Genomic DNA, 21,586 nt, shown 5'->3' on the forward strand with positions numbered 1-21,586 from the left:
ATATAGTCGCTTTTTAGCCGTTCAGCACTTCGAGCAGAGTCGTGCCGAGTTCCGAAGGGCTGGCGGCGACCTTGATCCCGGCGGCTTCCATCGCCGCGATCTTGCTTTCCGCGTCGCCCTTGCCGCCCGATACGATCGCACCGGCATGGCCCATGCGACGGCCCGGAGGGGCGGTGCGGCCCGCGATGAAGCCGGCCATCGGCTTCTTGCGGCCACGCTTGGCCTCATCCATCAGGAACTGGGCGGCCTGTTCTTCCGCATCGCCGCCGATTTCACCGATCATGATGATCGATTCGGTTGCGTCGTCGGCCAGGAACAATTCCAGCACGTCGATGAAGTTGGTGCCGTTGACCGGATCGCCACCGATGCCGACAGCCGTGGTCTGACCCAGGCCCGCGTTCGACGTCTGGAACACGGCTTCATAGGTCAGCGTGCCGGAGCGCGAGACGACGCCGACGCTGCCCTTCTTGAAGATGCTGCCGGGCATGATGCCGATCTTGCACTCGTCGGGGGTCAGGACGCCGGGGCAGTTGGGGCCGATGAGGCGCGACTTGCTGCCCGACAGCGCGCGCTTGACGCGCACCATGTCAAGGACAGGGATGCCTTCGGTGATGCAGATGATCAGCGGGATTTCCGCGTCGATCGCTTCGAGGATCGAGTCGGCGGCAAATGGTGGCGGCACATAGACGACCGATGCATCGGCGCCGGTCTTGGTCTTGGCTTCCAGCACGGTGTCAAACATGGGTAGGCCGATATGGGTCTGGCCGCCTTTGCCCGGGGTAACGCCGGCCACCATCTGCGTGCCATAGGCCAGCGCCTGTTCGGTATGGAAAGTGCCGGTGGCACCGGTCATCCCTTGCGTGATGACCTTGGTATTCTTGTTGACGAGAATGCTCATAGACGGCCTCTGTCCTTAAAATTCGCGCCCAGGCGGTGGCTGAGGGCTGGATGAGTTGTGGGACTGGACCCCGGCCTTCGCCGGGGGAACAGTTAAACGTTAGGCCAGCGAAGGATCGATCGCCTTGCAGGCGTCCAGCAGTTCCTTGACCGCGTCGACCGACACCTGGAGGTTGCCCTTGGCTTCTTCGTTCAGCTCGATCTCGATGACCTGCTCGACGCCGTCCTTGCCGATGATCACGGGCACGCCGACATAGAGATTGTCGACGCCATATTGGCCGGTGAGGTTGGCGGCGCAGGGCAGCAGGCGCTTCTTGTCGCCCAGATAGGCTTCAGCCATGGCGATCGCGCTGGTGGCCGGCGCATAGAAGGCCGAGCCGGTCTTGAGCAGGGCGACGATTTCGCCGCCGCCCGAACGGGTACGCTGCACGATGGCGTCGATGCGCTCCTGCGTTGAGCGGCCCTGCTTGATCAGGTCGGGGACGGGGATACCGGCTACGGTCGAATATTCGATGACGGGGACCATGGTGTCGCCATGGCCACCCAGCACGAAGCTGGTGACGTCCTTGGCCGACACCTGGAATTCCTCGGCGAGGAAATGGTTGAAGCGCGAGCTGTCGAGGACGCCCGCCATGCCGACGACCTTATTGTGGGGGAGGCCGGAAAATTCGCGCAGCGCCCATACCATCGCGTCGAGCGGGTTGGTGATGCAGATGACGAAAGCGTCGGGGGCGTTGGCGGCGATGCCTTCGCCCACGGCCTTCATCACCTTGAGGTTGATGCCCAGCAGATCGTCTCGGCTCATGCCCGGCTTGCGGGCGACGCCGGCGGTGACGATGATGACGTCGGCGCCTGCGATGTCGGCATAGTCGTTGGAGCCAGTGATCTTGGCATCGAAGCCTTCGACCGCGCCGCACTGCGACAGGTCGAGCGCCTTGCCCTGGGGGATGCCTTCGACGACGTCGAACAGGACGATGTCGCCAAGGCCCTTCAGAGCGGCGAGATGCGCCAGCGTGCCACCAATATTGCCAGCGCCGATGAGCGCGATCTTCTTACGGGCCATATATCTGTCATCCTCCAAGTCTTGACTACTGGAATTGATGCCTCGCCTACGCCCTTCGACCGGGGGTTTCAACCTGTCAAAGGTGGGAAGTCGGATTTATCTTTGCAATTCATTCGCAGTTGCATTAAAGGCGATTCACACGCTGTCGCTCCCGGCTCCTACCCTGGCCGGTGAGCCTTCCCTGCAGCGCTACCCTGCCGGATGCCTTCCCGACGGAAGGCATCCGGTCTATTTTTCGCAGGATTTGGACAAGAAGATTGCGCCGTGATGACGGCGATGCGCGCTATAACGTGCTGCGCAACAGGCAGTTAGGGGTTGGTTCGTGGGGCAGGGGTGGCGTGTCGCTGATGGGGTGATACCCCTCCGTCAGAGCTTCGTCCTGCCACCGCCCCTGCCAGGGGAGGATGTTATTTGGGGCCGTGGCCGAGCGCCAGATAGTCGTCCGACTGCATTTCCATGAGGCGCGAGACGGTGCGTTCAAATTCGAATGCGCCATCGCCCTGCGGATAGAGCTGGGCCGGTTCCGCGTCGGCCGAGGCCAGCAATTTGACCTTATATTCGTAGAGCGAGTCGATCAGCGTGACGAAGCGGGCGGCTTCGTTGCGGTTTTCCGGGCCAAGCACCGGGATGCCGACGATGATGACGCTGTGATATTTGCGCGCGATCGCCAGATAGTCGGGTGCGCCGCGCGCCTCCGCACACAGGCGCTTGAACGAGAAGACGGCGACGCCCTTAAGGCTTTTGGGCACATGCAGTGTGCGGCCGCCCTGCACGGGGATGTCTTCGGACGGGACATGGGCGCGGTCGGACGGCGGATAGTCGGTCAGGCGGAAGAAAGCGGTGCTGAGCGCGGCGGTGGCGGCATCGCCATTGGGGCAATGCCACAGCGTCGCATCGCCCAGCCGGTCGCGACGATAGTCGGTCGGGCCGTTCAATGTCTGCACATCGAGCCGATCCTTGATCAGGTCGATGAAGGGCAGGAACAACTGGCGGTTGAGGCCGTCCTTGTAGAGATCGTCGGGGACGCGGTTCGACGTGGTGACGATCGTCACGCGCTTTTCGAGCAGTCCGGTAAACAGCCGCGACATGATCGCAGCGTCGGCCATATTATTGACCACCATCTCGTCGAAGCATAGCAGCCGGGCATTCTCGGCCAGCGCCTCGACCACCGGCGGGATGGGGTCGCCGCTTTCGGACTTGCGCGCCTGCGCCAAGCGGGCGTGGACGTCGAGCATGAACTCGTGGAAATGGGCGCGGGCCTTGCGCGGGATTTTCACCGTGTCGAAGAACAGGTCCATCAACATGGATTTGCCGCGCCCGACGCCGCCCCACATATAGAGGCCGCGCGGCGGTTCGGGCGCCTTGCGCAGCAATCGCCATAGCGTCGAGCCGCGTTCGGGCGCGGCTTCCAACTGCTGTTGCAGGGTATCGAGCCGCACGGCAGCGGCGCGCTGATCGGGATCGGCGCGCAATTCTCCGGCAGCGATCAACGCTTCATAGCGAGCAAGGACACCAGTCATTTTGCGGGCGGCGCCTTGCGGATGGTGGCGGTGGAAGCGGCGACGGGTTCGCCATCCTGCGTCATCAACATCCGCAGGAACAGCAGGCGACCGGTTTCGCGCAGCAGGTCGACTTGCGCCAGCAGCAGCGGGCCGACGCGCCCGGCGCCCAGATATTGCATCGACAGGTCGATGGTCACGCCATGGATCTGATCCTTATGCCCCATCGCCCAGAGCGCGCCAAAATAGGCGTGGTCGGCAAAGGCGGCGAGGAAGCCGCCATGGAGCGTGTCGAGCCGGTTGCGATGGCTGGAGCGGGTTTCCAGCGCAACTTCCGCCCGGCCGGGCGAAAGTTCGCGCATATAGCCACGACCGATCGCTTGCAAAAACGTATCGGGGTGCGGGTCGGACCATGCGATCCAGCCCGCCCATTGCCCGTCCGTCAGTGGCTGACCCCCGGCGACACCATCACTGTTCAAGATCAAAGCTGCCGTTCGACCATCATCTTCTTGGTCTCGGCGATCGCCTTGGCCGGCGACAGACCCTTGGGGCAGACATTGGCGCAGTTCATGATGGTGTGGCAGCGATAGAGGCGGAAGGGATCTTCCAGCTCGTCGAGGCGGTCCCCGGTATATTCGTCGCGGCTGTCGGCCAGCCAGCGATAGGCCTGGAGCAGGATCGCCGGACCCAGGAACTTGTCGCTGTTCCACCAATAGGAGGGGCAGCTGGTCGAGCAGCAGGCGCACAGGATGCACTCATAAAGGCCGTCGAGCTTTTCGCGATCGGCGGGCGACTGGAGTCGCTCCTTGCCCGATGGCGGCGGCGACACGGTCTTGAGCCAGGGCTGGATCGAGTTGTACTGGGCGTAGAAATGCGTGAAATCAGGCACCAGATCCTTGATCACGTCCATATGCGGCAGTGGCGTGATCTTCACATCCTTGCCCGAACATTCGTCGATCGCGGTGGTGCAAGCGAGGCCGTTCTTGCCGTTCATGTTCATCGAACAGGAACCGCAAATACCTTCGCGGCAGGAGCGGCGGAAGGTCAGCGTGGTGTCATATTCATTCTTGATCTTGATCAGCGCGTCCAGAACCATCGGTCCGCACTGGTCGAGGTCGACCTCGAACGTGTCGTAACGCGGGTTTTGCCCGGAGTCGGGATCATAGCGATAGACTTTGAAGCTGCGCACATTGGTTGCGCCTGCGGGGGCGGGGTGGGTCACACCCTTACCGCTGATCTTGCTGTTCTTGGGCAACGCAAATTCGGCCATCGCTCGTCGAGCCTCTTTCAGAGTGTCGTTCGGTTGCGGCCCGCATACCAAAATATGGGCAAAGGTCCAGCACCTACAAAAGGGAATGCGACGCGCGCCCTTGCAAAAGCCCCTATATCGCCGCTAGGCCTCCAGCCCGTCTGGAGTGGCTTTCGCGCATGGACATCGCCTTTCTCGCCATTGCCGAAGCGCAGCAGCTTTATCACTGGCTGCCCGCCGCGCTGGAACTGGCGCGGCGTCCGGGGGTGCGGGTGCATGTGCTGTCGCCATCGGACGCCATACTGGATCTGGTGGCGGGGTATGACACAGAGCAGCGGTTGCGGCCGGTACGGCTGCGGCGCTTTTCGGGCCAAGCCGACTCGCTATTCCGCCAGCCTTCGCGGATATGCACGCTGCTCTGCAATTACCGCGCGATCGCTGCTTTTCCGCTGCTGGTGACGACGGAGATTTCCACCGCTTGGTTGCGGCGGGTGCCGGGTTTCAAGTCCCGGCTGGTCTTGATCAAACATGGCGCGGGCGACCGGGAGGGGGGCTATAAAAAGCGCCATGCCGATTTCGACCTGACGCTGGTGGCAGGTGAGAAAGACCGTCGCCGGATGATCGAACGGGGGCTGTGCGCGGCGGACAAGGTCGTGGTCGGCGGCTATGCCAAGTTCGAGTTGAAGGCGGCGCGGCAGCGATTCTTCGCCGACGACAAGCCTGTGCTGCTCTATAATCCGCATTTCGACCCTGATCTGTCCTCCTGGGTGCGGCATGGCCCGGCGATGCTGGCGGCACTGGAGTCGCTCAAGGGCTGGAATGTCATCATCGCGCCGCACACCAAGCTGGCGCAGGCGGTCGCGCCGATCGTCAGCGCCGCGCCGCATATCCGTGTGGACATGGGCAGCCGCCATGCGATCGACATGAGTTATACGATGAGCGCCGACGTCTATCTGGGCGATGTATCGAGCCAGATATATGAGTTTCTGATCCAGCCGCGGCCGTGCATCTTCCTCAATCTCGACCGGCGCGATGCCAGTGGCGACGCCTTTGCGCATTGGCGGTTGGGGCAGGTGATCGAGACGCCGGACGCGCTGGCCGATGCCCTGGCGCGGGCGCAAGACTTGCAACCCGGCTTCGTTGCTGCGCAGGAAGCGGCGATGGAGCAATCCATCGACCTGTCGCCGATTCCCGCGTCGCGGCGGCAGGCCGACATCATAATGACCTTCGCGAAAGCGCCTGCATGACTGAGACGATGACCACTGCCCTTGGCCCCATTCGCATGCTGGGGCAGAATACCACGCCGATCTGGGGCATGACCAATGCCGAACGGAACCGCCGGATGGCGGAAAGCGCGGCGAAGAATGGCAGCGCGCTGGCACCGGGGCATGAACTGATCTTCAACCTCACCTATGCGTTCGATCCGTTGCTGCTGCGGCTGGTGCTGGAGACGCCGGGGACGGTCTTTGCCTGGGGTGGCGTGCCGGTCGTGGGGCAGGTGCCGCAGGGACATGATCCGATGCAGGTAGCGGTGATCGACCTGTCGGACGGGCGCAAACTCTATAACCGGCAGTTGCGCAAGCTGGAGCAGCCGATGGTGCGCGAACTGACTCCCGCGACCCGGCGCGCGATCGAGCGGCACAGCTATTTCGGCGCCTATAAGGGCGTGACGGATGTGCTGACCAAATATCTGTGGCCCGAATTGGCGCTGGTGCTGACGCGGATCGCGGCGCAGCTCAAGATGACGCCCAATATGGTGTCGGTGATCGGGGTGACGCTGTGCCTGATCGCGACCTTCCTATTTTCAGAAGGGATGTACTGGACCGGCTTCCTGTGCGGTTTCATCTTCATGGTGCTGGATACGGTGGACGGGAAGCTGGCGCGCTGCACCATCACCTCGTCCAAATGGGGCAATGTGATCGACCATGGCGTCGATCTGGTTCACCCGCCCTTCTGGTGGTATTTTTGGGGAACGGGGTTGGCCGCCTGGGGCCTGTCGCTGACGGGGCAGGCGTTCATCCTGGTGATGGCGGCGGTGGTCGTCGGCTATGTGCTGCAGCGGTTGATCGAGGGGGCGTTCCTCAAGGATTTCGGCATGGACATTCATGTCTGGCGGCCGTTCGACAGCCAGTTCCGGCTCGTGACGGCGCGGCGCAACCCGAATATGGTGATCCTGTTCGTGGCGCTGCTGTTGGGGCGACCCGATATCGGGCTGGTGGCGCTGGCCTGGTGGACGGTGATTTCGCTGGTCGTCCACGCGGTGCGGCTGGCGCAGGCCTATGGCGTGAAGCGGTCGGGACGGCCGATCGTCAGCTGGATGGATGAGGCGGCAGCATGAACGAGACGATACTGAAGTTCGGCTGGCCCGGCAGCCTGATCGCAGAGTTTGAGCATTGGGTGATATTGCTACGCCCGGCGCAGCCGACGCTGGGGTCGCTGGTGCTGGCGGCCAAGAGCGATGCGACGGCGTTCGGGGATTTGCCAGCGGAGGCCCATGCCGAACTCAAGACCGTGACCGGGGCGATCGAAGCGGCGTTGCGGGCGGCGGTGGGCTATCAGAAGATCAACTATCTGATGCTGATGATGGTCGACCCTTATGTCCATTTCCATGTCCTGCCCCGTTATGAGGGCGAACGCAGCGGCGGCGGGCTGACGGTGCGTGACGCGGGCTGGCCGGGGCAGCCGGATTTGAGCGCGGCGGTCACGTCCGATGCAGCGCTGCGCGATTGGGTCGCATCCTATTTCGAGGCTGCGCAGGCCTGAGGCCTTAGCCGCCGAAATCGGGTTTTCGTTTGGCGCGGAAGGCGGACACCCCTTCGGCGAAGTCGGGCAAGGTGAAGGCGTCGCGGAAGAGCGCGAGCGTGCCTTCGTCATCGTCGGCCTGGCCATCCAGGATGCGGCGGATGATCGCCTTGGACGATCGCACGCTGTGCTGGGCGTTGGCGGCGATGGTGTGGGCAAGGGCGTCCGCTGCCGCCAGCGGATCGGCGGCGATCTGGTCGATCAGGCCGATGGCGAGCGCGGCGTCCGCGTCGTGCAGCGCGCCGGTGAAGAGGATGCGCTTGGCGCGGGCCGGGCCGACGAGATCGACCAGCAATTTCGTGTCGAACAGCGAATAGACGATGCCGAGCTTGGCGGGCGTGATGCCCAGCCGCGCGGCGGGGGCGGCGATGCGCAGGTCGCAGGCGATGGCGAGGCCACAGCCGCCACCGACGCAATCGCCGTCGATCGCGGCGATAACCGGCTTGTCGGCATGGGCGAGCGCATATTGGGTATTACGGATCGCTGCCTGGTTCGCGACGCGCCAGTCGGGGTCGCCGGAGCAAGTCGCAAATTCATCGATGTCCGCCCCGGCGCAGAACAGGCCGGGGGTGGCTGAGGCGAGGATCAGCACGCGGATGGCCTCGTCGGCCATGGCTTCGCCGACGAGGACCGGTAGCATCTCCCACATTGCCTGCGTCATGGCGTTGCGCCGGGCCGGGCGGTCGATCAGCAGCCGGGCGACCGGGCCGTCGCGCTCCAGCCGGAGGGTCATTGCGGCCAGCCTTGCAGCAGGGGCAGCAATTCGTCGAAATGGTGGATGATGGCGTCGGCCTGCAACTCTTCGACCGGGCCGTCGAGGAAGCCGAAGCTGACCGCGACGCTGGCGACACCCGCATTGCGCGCGCCCGCTATGTCGTTGATCGTGTCGCCGATAAAGATCGTGCGGCCGCCGCCTGCGCGTTCGATCATGGCGTGGATCGGCGCGGGATCGGGCTTGCCGACGCCGACCGTATCGCCGCCGATGATGCTGGCGAAGCGGTGCGACAGGCCAAGCTGATGCATCAGCGGCAGCGCGAAACGCTCCGCCTTGTTGGTGCAGATGGCGAGCGTGACGCCCGCCGCCGTCAGCGCATCCATCGCGTCGATGAGGCCGGGATAGGGGGTGGAATGGGCGCTGAGATTCGCCTGATAATAGTCGAGCAGCACCGGGAGCAGTTGCGCGAGCAAGGCATCGTCCTGCGCGTCTGACGCCGCCAGCGCGCGTTCGAGCATGACTTTTGCGCCCTTGCCGACGAAAGGGCGGATCGCCGCGACGGGGAAGGGGGGCAGGCCGACCGTGCCGATGGCATAGTTGACCGCGGCAGCGAGATCGCCGCTGGTGTCGATTAACGTGCCGTCGAGGTCGAAGCCGACGATATCGAAAGGAATAGTGGCCATGGCCGCGCCATGCCGCGTGGGCGGTGGCAAAGGCAAGCCAAACATGGCAGAGCCGCATGATCCAACGCACTTATCAGGGACAAAGCCATCGTGACTGCCGCCCGCCCTCTCGCCGTCATCATCCTTGCCGCAGGCCAAGGCACGCGCATGAAATCCGCGCTGCACAAGGTTTTGCACCCGGTCGCCGGGCGGCCGATGCTGTTGCACCTGCTCGCTAGTGTCGCCGCGCTGGAGCCGGAGCGGCAGGTGGTGGTCGTCGGCGCAGGCCGGGAGCAGGTGGAAGCGGCGGTAGCGGGCACCGGCGCGGTGATCGCGGTGCAGGACAAGCAGTTGGGCACTGGTCATGCGGTCGCCCAAGCCCATGAGGCGCTGGCCGGATTCGCGGGCGATGTGCTGATCCTCTATGGCGATGTGCCGCTGGTGAGCGCCGGAACGATGCGGGCGATGCTCGATCGGCTGAACCGGGGCGATGATCCGCGCGCGGTGGTGCTGGGCTTCCGCCCCGATGACGCCGCCGCCTACGGCCGGATCATCGCCGACGGACAGGGCATGATCGGCAAGATGGTCGAATATAAGGATGCGAGCGAGGCCGAGCGCGCGGTGACGTTGTGCAATAGCGGGCTGATGGCGGTGCGATCGACCGACCTGTTCGTGCTGCTCGACCAGATCGGCAATGACAATGTAGCTGGCGAATATTATCTGCCCGACATCATCATGCTGCCCGGCGCGCAGAGCGCCGTCATCGAGACCGAAGCTTGGGAAGTGGCGGGGGTTAACAGCCGGGTCGAACTGGCGGGCGTGGAAGCGATGTGGCAGGCGCGCCGCCGGATCGAGGCGATGCGCGAGGGCGTGACCTTGGTGGCGCCGGAGACGGTGTTCTTTGCCCATGATACGGTGCTGGGCCGCGACGTGGTGGTGGAGCCGAACGTCGTGTTCGGACCGGGCGTGACGGTGGCCGATGATGTCGTGATCCACGCCTTCTCCCATCTGGAGGGTGCGCGCATCGAGCGCGGCGCTGCGATCGGACCCTATGCGCGGCTGCGGCCTGGTGCGGAGATCGGGGTCAAGGCCAAGGTCGGCAATTTCGTCGAGATCAAGAAGGCGCGGCTGGGCGAGGGGGCGAAGGTCAATCACCTGTCCTATATCGGCGATGCGGGCGTGGGCGCGGGGGCCAATATCGGCGCGGGGACGATCACCTGCAATTATGACGGTTTCTTCAAATATCGCACGGAAATCGGCGCGGGGGCGTTCATCGGATCGAACAGCGCGCTGGTCGCGCCGGTCAGGATTGGCGATGGCGCGATCGTGGCGGCGGGCAGCGTGGTGACGCAGCCGGTGGGCGATGATGCGCTATGCCTGGTGCGGCCCGCGCAGGTTGCAAAGCCCGGCTGGGCTGCGGCGTTTCGCGAGCGGATGGTGGCGAAGAAGGCGGCGAAGTGAGCAGCAGGACGCTATCGGCGTCGTGAGGCTTGTTGGCCCATTAGGAAAGTGGAGCATTGCTCAGTGGATGATGACCTCGCTTTGATAATTTCTGCCACGTGTATCAAGGCTGCGCGAGACATTGGTGACTTGGCGCGATTGATACCAGAAGACAGAAAGGATCTGAAAATAGCGATCGCATCTGCCGTTCATGAAATTCATGCCAGCATTATTGATCCATTATTCAATGAAAATCCGGCGTTGAAGGACGGTATGGCGAGAAGATTGTCGCAATATGATCGCTATATATGATGGTAGCCGTGAGGTGAGGAAGGATTTGGTGCTCCTGCGAAAGCAGGAGCCTAGTGTGCAGGGCAATCCGATCGACCCTGGGCTCCTGCTTGCGCAGGAGCACGTCGTTCTTTGAGCATACGCCGTAAAATTCTTTGGACGCTGCTGGCGCTGGTTCTGCTTGCGGGCGGGCTCGCTCTCTGGCTCATCCTCAATGCGCGCGCCATGCCGGTGGTGCGGCGCGCGGAGGTGGCGTTGCCCTTTCCGGCCGATGCGCCGCGTAGCCCGGTCACGGTCGCCTTGCTGACCGACACGCATTTGTCGGGGCCGGACAATAGCCCGGCGCGGATGGCGCGGATCGTGGCGCAGATCAATGCGCTCAAGCCTGACCTCATCCTGCTGGGCGGCGACTATATCGGCGATGCCAAGGGTGGCGCGACCTATGATGCGCGGGCCAGCATCGCGCCCTTTGCAGGGCTGCGCGCACCTCTGGGCGTGGTCGCGGTGCTGGGCAATCATGACAGCCGCAGCCAGAAGAACCAGCGCGCTTTGCGTGGCGCGGACTGGCAGGCGGCCTTTGCGCGCATGGGCATCACCCTGTTGCAGGATGGCGCGGTGCGGCGCGGGCCGCTGGCGATCGGCGGGTTGCAGGATGTCTATACGCGCAGGATCGACCTGCCCGCGACGCTGGCGGCGATGGCGCGGGTGGGCGGTGCGCCGCTGATCCTGTCGCACGGGCCGGATGTGTTTCCGGCTTTGCCCGATGTGCCGTCGCTGACGCTGGTGGGGCATACACATTGCGGGCAGGTAGCGCTGCCCTTTGCCGGAATCGTCTACGTCCCGTCGAAATATGGCACCCGCTATGCCTGCGGCCTGTATCGCGACCGGGCTAGGACGATGATCGTGGCGGGCGGGGTCGGAACCAGCGGATTGCCGATTCGGATGCTGGCACCGCCGGACATCTGGCTGATCACTGTCCGGCCACAGTGAGACGCCTGTTGACATGATATCATGATATGATATCAATCTATCATCATGCGCTTCCTGGCCGATATTCCCGACGAAGACGTCAAATGGCTCGACCAACTGGCCCGCGAGCAGGGTAAGTCGCGCGCGGCGGTGTTGCGGGAGGCGGTGCGGGATTACCGCGTGGAAACGGAGTCCGTGACCAGCAAGAAATGGCTCGATATTGGCTTTGGCGCATGGAAAGAGAGTGTCGATATAGGCGATGCGGTCGCGTGGCAGCGGCGGGAGCGGGCCTCATCGACCCGGCCCTGGGACGACGACTACGAAGACACCAAGGCGGAGTTCCCTGACTTGTTCGACGCGGAGGATGATCGCCAGCGCCAGATTTATCTCGATATGGTGGCGGGCAACTATCCCGGCTCTCAAAAGCCGGCGTCCCGGTGAGCGGATTTAGTTTCGATACCAACATCATCATCGATGCGCTGGCGGGCTTTCCACCGGCGCGCGCGGAGATTGATCGCGCGACCGATTTTGGCGCGCGGGCATGGATCAGCCGGGCGGTCTGGATCGAAGTGATGTCGAAGGGCGTGGGCGACGGGCTGTGGCGGGCCGAAACTTTGTTGTCCGGTTTCGGGGTCGATGAGATCGATGCGGAAGTCGGCCGACGCGCGGCGGCCTTGCGCCGCGAACGCGGTCGGCTCAAAGCGATGGACGCCATCATCCTGGCCACGGCCCAGTTGCGCGGCCGCGTGTTGGTGACCCGCAATATTAAGGATTTTCCGGCAGAGATGCCGGGCATTCGCGTTCCCTATATCCTCTGAAAGGCTCTCCGGCACATGTGCGGCATTATCGGTATCATCGGCAGGGACGACGTGGCGGAGCGGCTGGTCGATGGCCTCAAGCGGCTGGAATATCGCGGCTATGACAGCGCGGGTGTCGCCACGGTCCATGACGGCGCGATCGAGCGGCGGCGGGCGGAGGGGAAACTCGCCAATCTGGTGACCGAATTGCGCGACGAACCGCTGCCCGGCACCACCGGTATCGCTCATACCCGCTGGGCGACGCACGGCGCGCCGACGACCAGTAACGCGCACCCGCATGCGACGCGCGAAGTGGCGCTGGTCCACAATGGCATTATCGAGAATTTCAAGCCGCTGCGCGCCGAACTCATGGCGCGCGGGCGCATCTTCGACAGCCAGACCGATACCGAGGTGGTCGCCCATCTGGTGAGCGAACTGGTGGAGCAGGGCGTGTCGCCGCGCGATGCCGTCGCGCAGGTTTTGCCGCGCCTGCACGGGGCCTTTGCGCTGGCCATATTGTTCCGCAGCCATCCCGACATGTTGATCGGCGCGCGGCTGGGGTCGCCGTTGGTCGTGGGCTATGGCGATGGCGAGACCTATTTGGGGTCCGATGCACTGGCGCTGGCCCCGTTGACGCAGCGGATCGCCTATCTGGAGGAGGGCGACTGGGTCGTCATCACAGCTCAAGGCGCGGAGATTTTCGACAAGGATAATCAGCCGGTCGAACGGCCGGTGACGCTGTCCGGGGTGTCGGGGGCGATGATCGACAAGGGCAATCATCGCCACTTCATGCAGAAGGAGATTTTCGAACAACCAGTGGTCGTTGCCCAGACGCTGCGCGCCTATCTGCGCCGGATGGAAAATGAGGTCGCCATGCCCGACATGGATTTCGACCTGGGGTCGGTGAAGCGCATCACCATCGTCGCTTGCGGCACCAGCTATTATGCCGGGCTGGTCGCCAAATATTGGTTCGAGAAATTCGCCCGCGTCGCCGTCGATATCGATGTGGCAAGCGAGTTCCGCTATCGCGACCCGGTGCTGGAGCCGGGCGGGCTGGCGCTGTTCATCAGCCAGTCGGGCGAGACGGCGGACACGCTGGCGGCGCTGCGCCATGCCAGGGCAGAGGGGCAGATCATCGCGGTCGTGGTCAATGTCCCCACCAGTTCGATGGCGCGCGAGGCCGACCTGTTGCTGCCTACCCATGCCGGGCCGGAGATCGGCGTCGCGTCTACCAAGGCGTTCACCTGCCAATTGGCGGTGCTGGCGGCGCTGGCGGCCAATCTGGCGCGGGCCAAGGGCAAGTTGAGCCCTGAGGAAGAGGCCGAGATCGTCTGGCACCTGTCCGAAGCGCCCGCTGCGCTCAACGAGGCGCTGAGCCGCGACGGCCAGATCGAGGCGATGGCGCATCTGATCGCACCGGCGCGCGACGTGCTGTATCTGGGGCGCGGGCCGGACTATCCGATGGCGCTGGAAGGAGCGCTCAAGCTTAAGGAAATCAGCTATATCCATGCCGAAGGCTATGCCGCTGGCGAGATGAAACATGGGCCGATCGCGCTGATCGACGAACTGGTGCCGGTGATCGTCATCGCGCCGAGCGGGCCGTTGTTCGAAAAGACCGTCAGCAACATGCAGGAAGTGCAGGCGCGCGGTGGCAAGGTGGTGCTGATTTCCGACGCGGAAGGCATTGCGCTGGCCGGTGAGGGCTGCATGGCGACGATCGAAATGCCCAAAGTGCATCCGCTGATCGCGCCGCTCGTCTATGCGGTGCCGGTGCAGTTGCTGGCCTATCATGTCGCGGTCGCCAAGGGCACGGATGTCGATCAGCCGCGCAACCTCGCCAAGTCGGTGACGGTGGAGTGAGCGAGGATATGTTCGCGTCGCCGGTCATCCCCGGCCCGGACATATTGACCGTCAGCTTCGACCATTGGGAAGGCCCGCTCGACCTGTTGCTGACGCTGGCGCGGGGGCAGAAGGTCGACCTGCGCGAGATTTCGATCCTGGAACTGACCGAACAGTATCTCGCCTTCATCGATGGCGCGCGACAATTGAAGCTGGAACTGGCGGCCGATTATCTGGTGATGGCGGCGTGGCTCGCCTATCTGAAATCCTCGCTGCTGCTGCCCCGGCAGGAACAGCCCGATCCCAGCCCCGAAGAAATGGCGCTGCGCCTGCAATTGCGGTTGCAGCGCCTGAACGCGATGCGCGATGCCGCCGCGCGGCTGATGGCGCGGGATCGGATCGGCCGCGACGTGTTCGTGCGGCGCAAGCCCGAAGGGCTGCGGCTGGTGCGCAAGACGCAGTGGCGCGCAAGCCTCTACGACCTGATCCAGACCTATGGCCAGATCCGCGCGCGCACACGGCCGGTCGTTCACACCATTGCGCGGCGACCCGTGATGACGCTGGACGAGGCGATCCAGCGCGTCGGCGCGCTGGTCGGCACGGCGATCGACTGGACGCGGCTGGAGTCGTTTCTGCCCGAAGATCTGGACGGTCCCAAGGCGAAGTCGGCGCTGGCGAGCAGTTTCGTCGCGGCGCTGGAACTGGCGCGGCAGGGGCGGGTGGAATTGCAGCAGGACGGGATTTTCCAGCCGCTCTATCTTCGCGCGGCGACACCGGGGGCAGGGGCATGAATGAAGAACCCGACGATTTCCGGCGCGCGGTGGAGGCGGCGCTGTTCGTGGCGGAAGCGCCGATGACGCCTGCGGACCTCAAACTGCATGTCGGCGAGGGCGACCTGACGGCGGCGCTGGCGCGACTGGCGGATGACTATGCCGGGCGGGGCGTCAATCTGGTCGAGCGCGGCGGGCGCTGGCATTTCCAGACAGCGCCGGACCTGGCGCATATCCTGCGCCGTGAAAAGGATGAGCCGCGCAAATTGTCGCGCGCGGCGATGGAGACGCTGGCGATCATCGCTTATCATGAGCCGGTCAGCCGCGCCGAGATCGAGGCGATCCGGGGCGTACAGGTGGCCAAGGGGACGCTCGACGTGCTAATGGAAGCGGGCTGGGTGCGGCCCGCCGGGCGGCGCGAAGTGCCGGGCCGTCCGCTCATCTATGCGACGACCGTAGACTTCCTGTCACATTTCGGGCTTAGCAGCCGCCGTGACCTGCCGGGCGTGGACGATCTGCGCGCGGCCGGGCTGCTCGATCCGGTGGATTTGGCGCTGGAGGGTCTGGGCGGCCAATCCGTTCTGGAAACTGACGATGATGTGGCCTAGATAGGTCTGCTTGCTGGAGTATTGAAAATGGGTTCCTTTTCGCTGATGCACTGGGTCATTGTACTCCTGGTCGTCATGCTGCTGTTCGGTGGCGGTCGGATTTCCGGCCTGATGGGTGACGTCGCCAAGGGTATCAAGAGCTTCAAGAAGGGCATGGCCGACGATGATGACGCCACGCCGACCAAGCCTGCCAGCCGTATCGAGGGGCAGCGCGTGTCCGAACAGGATGCGAGCGTGACCACGGAAGACAAGACCAAGGTCTGATTCGCACAATCTGGTAGACCAGTCCCATGTTCGGCATCGATTCCACCGAGTTTCTGGTGATCGTGATCATTGCGGTGATCGTGATCGGGCCAAAGGACTTGCCGCGCGCGCTCTACAAGGTGGGGCAGTTGATCGGCAAGGCGCAGGGCATGGCCCGCCATTTCCGCACGGGCCTGGACGCGATGGTGCGCGAAGTCGAACTGGAAGAACTGGAAAAGAAATGGGCCGACCAGAATAAGCGGATCATGGCCGAGCATCCGCCCGAAAGCGCCGCCCCTGCTATGGAAGCGCTGGACGCGCCAGCGGCGGCTGACGAGCATCCACCCTATGTCGCGCAGTCGGCCGTGCCTGCGCCAGTGGAAGTGCCGCCGTTCGTGGCAGAGTCTGCGCCTGTCGCCGCCGCGCCGATCGCGGCATCGGATGGTCCGCCCTATGTCGCCGACGCATCTGCGGCCTCCAAGGGAGACGCAGCGGCATGATCGGCGATATTGACGAGAGCAAGGCCCCTCTGCTCGACCATCTGATCGAATTGCGCGGTCGGCTGCTCAAATGCGTCTACGCGTTGGCTCTGACCGGGGCGCTGTGCTTCTATTTTTCCGAACAGCTTTTCGCGATCCTGGTGCATCCGCTCAAGGAAGCCTTTGGCGATGGCGGCGGCAAGCTCGTCTATACCAAGCTCTACGAAGCCTTTTTCGTGCAGGTGAAGATCGCCTTTTTCGGGGCCTTCTGCCTGTCCTTCCCGATCATCGCCAACCAGCTTTGGGCGTTCGTGGCGCCGGGGCTCTATGCCAAGGAAAAGAAGGCGCTGCTGCCCTTCATCCTGGCGACGCCCTTCCTGTTCGGCCTAGGCGCAAGCCTCGCCTATTTCGTGGTGATGCCGACGGCGTTTCACTTCTTCCTGGAGTTTCAGGGCAATAGCAGCGGCCTGCAGGTCGAGGCGCTGCCCAGCGCGGACGCGTATCTGGGGCTGGTGATGCAGTTCATCCTGGCGTTCGGGATCAGTTTCCTGATGCCGGTGCTGCTGATGCTGCTGAACCGCGCGGGCTTTGTCAGCCGGGCGCAATTGATCGGCCTGCGCCGCTATATGATCGTGGCGGCCTTCATCGTCGCGGCCGTATTGACGCCGCCCGATGTCGTGTCGCAGCTGATGCTCGCGATCCCGCTGCTGCTGCTGTACGAAATCACGATCATGGCGATCTGGTTCACCGACCGGCGCAAGGCCAAGGGTGAAGAGGCGGAAGAGTCGGCGGCCTGAACTCGCAAAAAAGAGGCCTGCCCCTTGGGGGCAGACCTCATTGATGCCTGGGAGGCAAATCAGAAAATCGTGCAGGTCAGTCGACCGCGCGTTCGACCGCTTCGCCCGCGCTCTGTACGTCGCGGCCAGCGCCTTCGACGGTGTTGCAGGCGGCGACCATCAGCGAACCGGTGAGCAGCAGGGCTGCGAAAATCTTCTTCGTCATAGACCGTCTCCTTGAGAAACTTCGCGACCGGTTGGTTTGCGCCATGCCGGTGACGCAGATCAGAACCCGCCGCCCGACAAAGCGTTCCGGCGGTGGAAAATATAATGATTTCAAATATTATCTTGCCCGGAAAAAGGTTGAGCCCGGAACGCGTCGGGGGGGGAAGCATTCCGGGCTCATAATATTGGACAGCAAGAGCGGGGGGCAAAAGATTTGCTGTCCTGAATATAGAACCCACAAGCCCGAAATCTGGTTCCAAACCGGGGTCAAAAATTTGCACTTTTTATCGCGCGTCTTTTCAAGGACTTTGATGGTCAACCGGCCGTTAAGATTAAAACAGGGTGCCGGCCATCATCAAAAGTCAGATCAGCGGCCGGCCGCTATTGCGATATTCCGGGCGGATCGTCGATTCCGGCAGGCTGTCATCGACCTGGGGCGCAGGCGGCGTCCAGCCGATTGCAGGCGCAGCCTTGGCTGGCGCTGGGGCGCTATAGGCGGGGGCAAGCAGTTCGACGGGGGCCACTGGGCGGGTAGGCCAGACGCGGCGCGCCGGGCCGGACTGGGTTTCCCGGCCCAGATAGACCGCGCGAAAGGCAGCGGGTGTGCCGTTGAAGCCGGGATTGCGATAGAAGATATGCGCGCCGATGACCGCCACGGCATGCAGGCGCGACGACCAGTCCGGGCGGACGGCGAGCGTGTGATAATGGGTGGCGAGGCCGACCGGCGCATAAACGGTGCCGCTCAGCGCCTCCTGCGCGACGCGGCGGGCGCGGTTCCATGAAGCGGCCGCAGGCAGCCTAGCCATCGCGCCGTCGCAGCTGAAGGTGAATTGGCAGCGATAGTCGGTGCGTTCGGACCCTTCATAGACGACGCCGCACACGGTATCGGGCCAGAGCTGGCTGCGCACCCGGTTGAGCACGACTTGCGCGACGGCGCGCTGGCCGTCTTCCGGTTCGTTTCCGGCTTCATAATAGATGGCCGAGGTCAGGCAGTTGACCGCGCGATAGCTGTCGAGCGGGGTGAGGCCGCGAAAGATGGTGGCGGGGGCGGCCTTGACCGCATCGAGGCCCAGCACATGCTGGCTCTGCACGGTTTCGACGCCCGGCACGGGATCGAACGCGCCTTGTGCGAAGAAAAAGGCGGAGCCGGGAAAATTCGCCGCCGATTCTTCGGCGGGGTCGGCCGACGCGCGGCCCTGATCGCCATCGAGCATGTCGAGCGGTGCGGCGGTGATGAAGCGCGGCGCGGCCAGCGCCAACAGCGCAAGTCCTATGACCGCGCTGCGTCCCTTACATCCGCTGAACCGTTCGAGCCGCTGCATTTCAAGACCTTATAGCCGCAGCCATGGGCTGCCTGCGCTGCCCCATAAGCCAAAATGCTAAAAATTGCCTGCCGGATTTTGCGCTGTGCCGCGATGGGACGTTAACCAGCGGCCGCGTTAACAATCGGCTCTTTCACCGGGCCATCATTCCCTTGCTTGGCAAAGGTGCATGGCGTCCGCTATGCGTCACGCCATGCTGCTCCAGAACAATAGTCTCGCGCTGATTGGCAACACGCCGATGGTGCGCCTCACCGGCCCTTCCCAGGAAACGGGCTGCGACATCTTCGCCAAGTGCGAATTCGCCAACCCCGGCGCGTCGGTCAAGGATCGCGCCGCGCTGTTCATCGTCAATGATGCCGAGGAACGCGGGCTGTTGAAGCCGGGCGGGACGATCGTCGAGGGGACGGCGGGCAATACCGGCATCGGTTTGGCGCTGGTCGCCAATGCCAAGGGCTATAAGTCGATCATCGTCATGCCCGAAACGCAGAGCCGCGAGAAGATGGATACGCTGCGCGCGCTGGGCGCCGAATTGGTCACGGTGCCGGCTGCGCCCTATTCCAACCCCGGCCATTTCGTCCATACCTCGCGCCGCATGGCGGAGGAGACGGAAGGCGCGATCTGGGCCAACCAGTTCGACAATATCGCCAATCGCAAAGCGCATATCGTCGGCACGGCGGAAGAGATCTGGACCCAGATGGAGGGGCGGATCGACGGCTTCACCTGCGCGGCGGGGACCGGCGGGACGATTGCGGGCGTTGGCCTCGGCCTCAAGGCCAAGGATGAGGGCATCACCATCGCGCTCAGCGATCCGCACGGCGCGGCGCTGTTCAACTATTATGCCCATGGCGAATTGAAGGCCGAAGGGTCATCGGTCGCCGAAGGGATCGGGCAGGGCCGGATCACCGCCAATCTGGAAGGCGCGCCGATCGACACCCAGTTCCGCATCTCGGACGAGGAAGGGCTGGAATGGGTCCGCCGCCTGCTGAGCGAGGAAGGGCTGTGTCTGGGCCTCTCGTCGGGGATCAATGTCGCGGGCGCGGTAGCGCTGGCGCGGCAATTGGGGCCGGGCAAGCGGATCGTCACCATATTGTGCGACACGGGTTTCCGCTATCTCTCGACGCTCTATAATCGCCAGTGGCTCGAAGCGAAGGGGTTGACGGTCTTCCCTTGGCTCGCGCACAATGGTTAATGCGCCGACACGGGTCGCGGCGACAAGAAAATGAGCAAGTTCATGGCTGAGACACCCCGCCGCGTGGAAGGGTTGCAGCGCGTCCAGATCGGCCTGACCGGACTGGCGGGCGTCGTGTTGCTGGTGGGCCTTGCCAATATCGTGATCGAAAAGGCGCGGGTGGACGATGCGGCGCTGCCGCCGCCAGCGGTGCCGACGATGGCCAGCAATGCGGCCGTGTCGCCCAGAGACCCGCTCGCCGAACTCGGGGTACAGCCCGCGCCGGAGCAGGCGCCTCTGGTCCCCGATCTTGAGCCGGACCCCAATTTGCGTAATCCCATGGATCGCGACCCCGCGCAGCCGTCGCGCTGACGCCGATGAACAGGATCAGGGGAAGCCGCCCATGATGGCGGTGCTGAAGCGAGTCCTGATCCTGTGGCTGCCGGGCCTGGCGATTTTGCTCGCCGGACTGCAGCGCGCTTTTGTGACTGGTCAGACCGACCCATGGGAGTGGGCTTGGCCCGCGCTGGCGGTAATGGCGGCGATGGGGCTGTTGCTGGCAAGGCGGGGATGGCCGTTGCTGGCCTGGGCCATGGGCGGCGTCGTGTCTGCTTTGCTTTTCTGCGGGGTTGCGGCGGGGCGGTGGCCTGACCCTGTGGCGGCGATCGGGTTGATCCTGGTTGCATTATCAGCGGCTTTTGGTGGCGCGTTGGTCCGGCAGGGTGCGCCATTGCGCGCAAAACGTGTGGCCGGTGGCATTGCCTTGCTGGCTCTGGCGGCCCTGTTGGCGTGGCGCGGCCCGGCGCAACCGATCGAACCTGTCGTCGATCGCCCGGCCCTGGCGGTGATCACCGCCCTGCCTTTGTTCTGGGATGCGCAGGGACGGGCCGACGCGGCGATCGTCACCGTGCTGCGCACCCGTTTCACCGTCCAGCCGATCGATGATGCACAGCAATTGGAGCCGTCGCGTGCGCGCCTGCTGCTGCTCGTCCAGCCGCGCGCGATGACGCCCGAAGCCTTGGTGGCGGTCGATCGCTGGGTGCGGGGCGGGGGCAGGGCGGTGGTGCTGGCCGATCCGCTGCTGCGCTGGCCGTCCGACCTGCCCATGGGCGACCGTCGCCGCGCGCCCGCCACCAGCTTGTTGGAGCCGTTGCTGGGCCATTGGGGCTTTGCGTTCGACCGCATCGAAGACGGGGAGCGGCGCTGGTTCCTGCCGGATGGCGCCCTTCTCACCCTGTCGGGCGCGCAGATGGCGGGGGACATGGTGCAGCGCAAGCGGATCGGCCGGGGTGAGGTCGTGCTGTTGGGCGATGCGGACCTGATCGATGATCGGCTGTGGCTTGCCGATCCCGCCCGTCCGCTCGACCCCCGCGTCTGGAGCGCCGACACGCCCGCGCGCATTGGGCAATGGTTGGGCGCAGCGATCCCCGACGACCGGCGCTGGATGCGCGAAGGGGCGGATGTGGTCGCGGCGCTGCGCTGGGCGATTCTGGCTGGGCTGGGCTGGGCCGTGATGGGTGCGGGGCTGTTGCGCGGGGTCAGGCCGGGCGGCGGCACGAGAACAAAGAAGGTATATCCCGAAGGAGAAGCGCCAGAAAGCGGTTGATCCCATTTTTGACCGGGTTTTCCCGGTAAATCCCGAAAATTCCCTTTGCAGCCCAGCCCATGCTTGATAGGTAATCTCGCATTGGGGTTCATCAGGCGTTGATCAGTCCTGTGCATCGGGATTCGCGATCGCGGTTCCGTGGGCAGGAAATCTGTGCCCCATGGAA

General features: G+C 64.1%; 26 protein-coding genes. 17 read left to right on the top strand and 9 right to left on the bottom strand.

Features of this window, described 5'->3' with window-relative positions; all coding sequences use genetic code 11:
- Window positions 1-13: 13 nt before the first annotated feature.
- The 5 genes from sucD to OVY48_RS15735 form a co-directional block, all read right to left on the bottom strand.
- Window positions 14-898, bottom strand: coding sequence for a succinate--CoA ligase subunit alpha (gene sucD / locus OVY48_RS15715; protein WP_096062546.1), 885 nt, complete (start codon window positions 896-898; stop codon window positions 14-16).
- Window positions 899-997: 99 nt separating this feature from the next.
- The gene (mdh, locus tag OVY48_RS15720) at window positions 998-1,960 is read right to left on the bottom strand and encodes a malate dehydrogenase (protein ID WP_096062545.1); all 963 of its coding nucleotides are present in this window, start codon (window positions 1,958-1,960) and stop codon (window positions 998-1,000) included.
- Between the two features lie 407 nt (window positions 1,961-2,367).
- Window positions 2,368-3,480 carry a cell division protein ZapE gene (zapE, locus tag OVY48_RS15725; RefSeq protein ID WP_313923506.1) on the bottom strand — a complete coding sequence of 371 codons (1,113 nt, stop codon included), beginning with the start codon at window positions 3,478-3,480 and terminating at the stop codon, window positions 2,368-2,370.
- Window positions 3,477-3,938, bottom strand: a complete 462-nt coding sequence (locus tag OVY48_RS15730) for a PaaI family thioesterase (protein ID WP_037480764.1) — start codon at window positions 3,936-3,938, stop codon at window positions 3,477-3,479. Before OVY48_RS15730 ends, zapE begins: the two co-directional genes overlap by 4 nt.
- A gap of 2 nt (window positions 3,939-3,940) precedes the next feature.
- The gene (locus OVY48_RS15735; RefSeq protein ID WP_037480303.1) at window positions 3,941-4,729 is read right to left on the bottom strand and encodes a succinate dehydrogenase iron-sulfur subunit; all 789 of its coding nucleotides are present in this window, start codon (window positions 4,727-4,729) and stop codon (window positions 3,941-3,943) included.
- 158 nt (window positions 4,730-4,887) lie between these two features.
- Here OVY48_RS15735 and OVY48_RS15740 point away from each other — a divergent pair, with 158 nt between their 5' ends.
- Genes OVY48_RS15740 through OVY48_RS15750 form a run of 3 tightly spaced genes read left to right on the top strand, consistent with a single transcriptional unit; the run spans window position 4,888 to window position 7,471 of the window.
- A complete protein-coding gene (locus OVY48_RS15740; RefSeq protein WP_313923507.1) occupies window positions 4,888-5,955 on the top strand; it encodes a CDP-glycerol glycerophosphotransferase family protein in 1,068 nt (355 codons plus the stop codon).
- Window positions 5,952-7,046 carry a CDP-alcohol phosphatidyltransferase family protein gene (locus OVY48_RS15745; protein WP_313923508.1) on the top strand — a complete coding sequence of 365 codons (1,095 nt, stop codon included), beginning with the start codon at window positions 5,952-5,954 and terminating at the stop codon, window positions 7,044-7,046. Before OVY48_RS15740 ends, OVY48_RS15745 begins: the two co-directional genes overlap by 4 nt.
- Entirely contained in the window at window positions 7,043-7,471 is a 429-nt protein-coding gene (locus OVY48_RS15750; RefSeq protein WP_313923509.1) for an HIT family protein, read from the top strand. Before OVY48_RS15745 ends, OVY48_RS15750 begins: the two co-directional genes overlap by 4 nt.
- Window positions 7,472-7,475: 4 nt before the next feature.
- Here the strand turns inward: OVY48_RS15750 and OVY48_RS15755 are convergent, their stop codons facing one another.
- Both OVY48_RS15755 and gph read right to left on the bottom strand, forming a co-directional pair.
- A complete protein-coding gene (locus OVY48_RS15755) occupies window positions 7,476-8,243 on the bottom strand; it encodes an enoyl-CoA hydratase/isomerase family protein (protein WP_313923510.1) in 768 nt (255 codons plus the stop codon).
- Complete coding sequence (gene gph, locus OVY48_RS15760) at window positions 8,240-8,908, bottom strand: phosphoglycolate phosphatase (RefSeq protein WP_313923511.1); 669 nt, start codon at window positions 8,906-8,908, stop codon at window positions 8,240-8,242. Before gph ends, OVY48_RS15755 begins: the two co-directional genes overlap by 4 nt.
- 147 nt (window positions 8,909-9,055) lie before the next feature.
- Here gph and glmU point away from each other — a divergent pair, with 147 nt between their 5' ends.
- The 11 genes from glmU (at window position 9,056) to tatC (ending at window position 17,120) form a co-directional block, all read left to right on the top strand.
- The gene (gene glmU, locus OVY48_RS15765) at window positions 9,056-10,348 is read left to right on the top strand and encodes a bifunctional UDP-N-acetylglucosamine diphosphorylase/glucosamine-1-phosphate N-acetyltransferase GlmU (protein ID WP_313924810.1); all 1,293 of its coding nucleotides are present in this window, start codon (window positions 9,056-9,058) and stop codon (window positions 10,346-10,348) included.
- Between the two features lie 63 nt (window positions 10,349-10,411).
- On the top strand, window positions 10,412-10,639 hold the full coding sequence (locus OVY48_RS15770) for a hypothetical protein (protein WP_313923512.1): 228 nt from the start codon (window positions 10,412-10,414) through the stop codon (window positions 10,637-10,639).
- Between the two features lie 117 nt (window positions 10,640-10,756).
- The gene (locus tag OVY48_RS15775) at window positions 10,757-11,608 is read left to right on the top strand and encodes a metallophosphoesterase (protein ID WP_313924811.1); all 852 of its coding nucleotides are present in this window, start codon (window positions 10,757-10,759) and stop codon (window positions 11,606-11,608) included.
- Between the two features lie 45 nt (window positions 11,609-11,653).
- Complete coding sequence (locus OVY48_RS15780; RefSeq protein ID WP_313923513.1) at window positions 11,654-12,028, top strand: ribbon-helix-helix domain-containing protein; 375 nt, start codon at window positions 11,654-11,656, stop codon at window positions 12,026-12,028.
- On the top strand, window positions 12,025-12,405 hold the full coding sequence (locus OVY48_RS15785) for a PIN domain-containing protein (RefSeq protein WP_069066195.1): 381 nt from the start codon (window positions 12,025-12,027) through the stop codon (window positions 12,403-12,405). The genes OVY48_RS15780 and OVY48_RS15785 overlap by 4 nt, the downstream gene beginning before the upstream one ends.
- Window positions 12,406-12,420: 15 nt before the next feature.
- A complete protein-coding gene (gene glmS / locus OVY48_RS15790) occupies window positions 12,421-14,244 on the top strand; it encodes a glutamine--fructose-6-phosphate transaminase (isomerizing) (protein WP_313923514.1) in 1,824 nt (607 codons plus the stop codon).
- A gap of 8 nt (window positions 14,245-14,252) precedes the next feature.
- The gene (locus OVY48_RS15795; RefSeq protein ID WP_313923515.1) at window positions 14,253-15,014 is read left to right on the top strand and encodes a segregation and condensation protein A; all 762 of its coding nucleotides are present in this window, start codon (window positions 14,253-14,255) and stop codon (window positions 15,012-15,014) included.
- Window positions 15,011-15,601, top strand: a complete 591-nt coding sequence (scpB, locus tag OVY48_RS15800; RefSeq protein ID WP_313923516.1) for an SMC-Scp complex subunit ScpB — start codon at window positions 15,011-15,013, stop codon at window positions 15,599-15,601. The genes OVY48_RS15795 and scpB overlap by 4 nt, the downstream gene beginning before the upstream one ends.
- Window positions 15,602-15,628: 27 nt before the next feature.
- Entirely contained in the window at window positions 15,629-15,865 is a 237-nt protein-coding gene (locus OVY48_RS15805; protein ID WP_037476635.1) for a twin-arginine translocase TatA/TatE family subunit, read from the top strand.
- A gap of 26 nt (window positions 15,866-15,891) precedes the next feature.
- Window positions 15,892-16,344, top strand: a complete 453-nt coding sequence (gene tatB / locus OVY48_RS15810) for a Sec-independent protein translocase protein TatB (RefSeq protein WP_313923517.1) — start codon at window positions 15,892-15,894, stop codon at window positions 16,342-16,344.
- A complete protein-coding gene (gene tatC / locus OVY48_RS15815) occupies window positions 16,341-17,120 on the top strand; it encodes a twin-arginine translocase subunit TatC (RefSeq protein WP_313923518.1) in 780 nt (259 codons plus the stop codon). Before tatB ends, tatC begins: the two co-directional genes overlap by 4 nt.
- Window positions 17,121-17,196: 76 nt before the next feature.
- Here tatC and OVY48_RS15820 read toward each other — a convergent pair whose 3' ends face one another.
- A complete protein-coding gene (locus OVY48_RS15820; RefSeq protein WP_037476638.1) occupies window positions 17,197-17,325 on the bottom strand; it encodes an entericidin A/B family lipoprotein in 129 nt (42 codons plus the stop codon).
- 361 nt (window positions 17,326-17,686) lie between these two features.
- On the bottom strand, window positions 17,687-18,646 hold the full coding sequence (locus OVY48_RS15825) for a cell wall hydrolase (RefSeq protein ID WP_313923519.1): 960 nt from the start codon (window positions 18,644-18,646) through the stop codon (window positions 17,687-17,689).
- A 193-nt stretch (window positions 18,647-18,839) separates the two neighbouring features.
- Between OVY48_RS15825 and OVY48_RS15830 the strand changes: the two genes are divergently transcribed.
- The 3 genes from OVY48_RS15830 to OVY48_RS15840 are packed head-to-tail and all read left to right on the top strand — an operon-like array spanning window position 18,840 to window position 21,420.
- Window positions 18,840-19,835: a cysteine synthase A gene (locus OVY48_RS15830; RefSeq protein ID WP_313924812.1), complete on the top strand. Its 996-nt coding sequence runs from the start codon at window positions 18,840-18,842 to the stop codon at window positions 19,833-19,835.
- A gap of 42 nt (window positions 19,836-19,877) precedes the next feature.
- Window positions 19,878-20,186, top strand: a complete 309-nt coding sequence (locus tag OVY48_RS15835) for a hypothetical protein (protein ID WP_037479264.1) — start codon at window positions 19,878-19,880, stop codon at window positions 20,184-20,186.
- Between the two features lie 31 nt (window positions 20,187-20,217).
- A complete protein-coding gene (locus OVY48_RS15840; protein WP_313923520.1) occupies window positions 20,218-21,420 on the top strand; it encodes a Gldg family protein in 1,203 nt (400 codons plus the stop codon).
- The last annotated feature ends 166 nt before the right edge of the window (window positions 21,421-21,586 follow it).

The sequence above is a fragment of the Sphingobium sp. SA2 genome, from assembly GCF_032227065.1.
Classification (GTDB): Bacteria; Pseudomonadota; Alphaproteobacteria; order Sphingomonadales; family Sphingomonadaceae; genus Sphingobium.

Bases quoted from the DNA above. Each gene is read 5' to 3' on its own strand.
- glmS (WP_313923514.1), top strand. From the start codon at position 12,421: ATGTGCGGCATTATCGGTATCATCGGCAGGGACGACGTGGCGGAGCGG.
- OVY48_RS15780 (WP_313923513.1), top strand. From the start codon at position 11,654: ATGCGCTTCCTGGCCGATATTCCCGACGAAGACGTCAAATGGCTCGAC.
- OVY48_RS15830 (WP_313924812.1), top strand. From the start codon at position 18,840: ATGCTGCTCCAGAACAATAGTCTCGCGCTGATTGGCAACACGCCGATG.
- OVY48_RS15740 (WP_313923507.1), top strand. From the start codon at position 4,888: ATGGACATCGCCTTTCTCGCCATTGCCGAAGCGCAGCAGCTTTATCAC.
- zapE (WP_313923506.1), bottom strand. From the start codon at position 3,480: ATGACTGGTGTCCTTGCTCGCTATGAAGCGTTGATCGCTGCCGGAGAA.
- tatB (WP_313923517.1), top strand. From the start codon at position 15,892: ATGTTCGGCATCGATTCCACCGAGTTTCTGGTGATCGTGATCATTGCG.
- OVY48_RS15745 (WP_313923508.1), top strand. From the start codon at position 5,952: ATGACTGAGACGATGACCACTGCCCTTGGCCCCATTCGCATGCTGGGG.
- glmU (WP_313924810.1), top strand. From the start codon at position 9,056: ATGAAATCCGCGCTGCACAAGGTTTTGCACCCGGTCGCCGGGCGGCCG.
- OVY48_RS15835 (WP_037479264.1), top strand. From the start codon at position 19,878: ATGGCTGAGACACCCCGCCGCGTGGAAGGGTTGCAGCGCGTCCAGATC.
- sucD (WP_096062546.1), bottom strand. From the start codon at position 898: ATGAGCATTCTCGTCAACAAGAATACCAAGGTCATCACGCAAGGGATG.
- scpB (WP_313923516.1), top strand. From the start codon at position 15,011: ATGAATGAAGAACCCGACGATTTCCGGCGCGCGGTGGAGGCGGCGCTG.
- OVY48_RS15735 (WP_037480303.1), bottom strand. From the start codon at position 4,729: ATGGCCGAATTTGCGTTGCCCAAGAACAGCAAGATCAGCGGTAAGGGT.
- OVY48_RS15820 (WP_037476638.1), bottom strand. From the start codon at position 17,325: ATGACGAAGAAGATTTTCGCAGCCCTGCTGCTCACCGGTTCGCTGATG.
- OVY48_RS15805 (WP_037476635.1), top strand. From the start codon at position 15,629: ATGGGTTCCTTTTCGCTGATGCACTGGGTCATTGTACTCCTGGTCGTC.
- OVY48_RS15750 (WP_313923509.1), top strand. From the start codon at position 7,043: ATGAACGAGACGATACTGAAGTTCGGCTGGCCCGGCAGCCTGATCGCA.
- OVY48_RS15825 (WP_313923519.1), bottom strand. From the start codon at position 18,646: ATGCAGCGGCTCGAACGGTTCAGCGGATGTAAGGGACGCAGCGCGGTC.
- gph (WP_313923511.1), bottom strand. From the start codon at position 8,908: ATGGCCACTATTCCTTTCGATATCGTCGGCTTCGACCTCGACGGCACG.
- mdh (WP_096062545.1), bottom strand. From the start codon at position 1,960: ATGGCCCGTAAGAAGATCGCGCTCATCGGCGCTGGCAATATTGGTGGC.
- OVY48_RS15755 (WP_313923510.1), bottom strand. From the start codon at position 8,243: ATGACCCTCCGGCTGGAGCGCGACGGCCCGGTCGCCCGGCTGCTGATC.
- OVY48_RS15795 (WP_313923515.1), top strand. From the start codon at position 14,253: ATGTTCGCGTCGCCGGTCATCCCCGGCCCGGACATATTGACCGTCAGC.
- OVY48_RS15840 (WP_313923520.1), top strand. From the start codon at position 20,218: ATGATGGCGGTGCTGAAGCGAGTCCTGATCCTGTGGCTGCCGGGCCTG.
- tatC (WP_313923518.1), top strand. From the start codon at position 16,341: ATGATCGGCGATATTGACGAGAGCAAGGCCCCTCTGCTCGACCATCTG.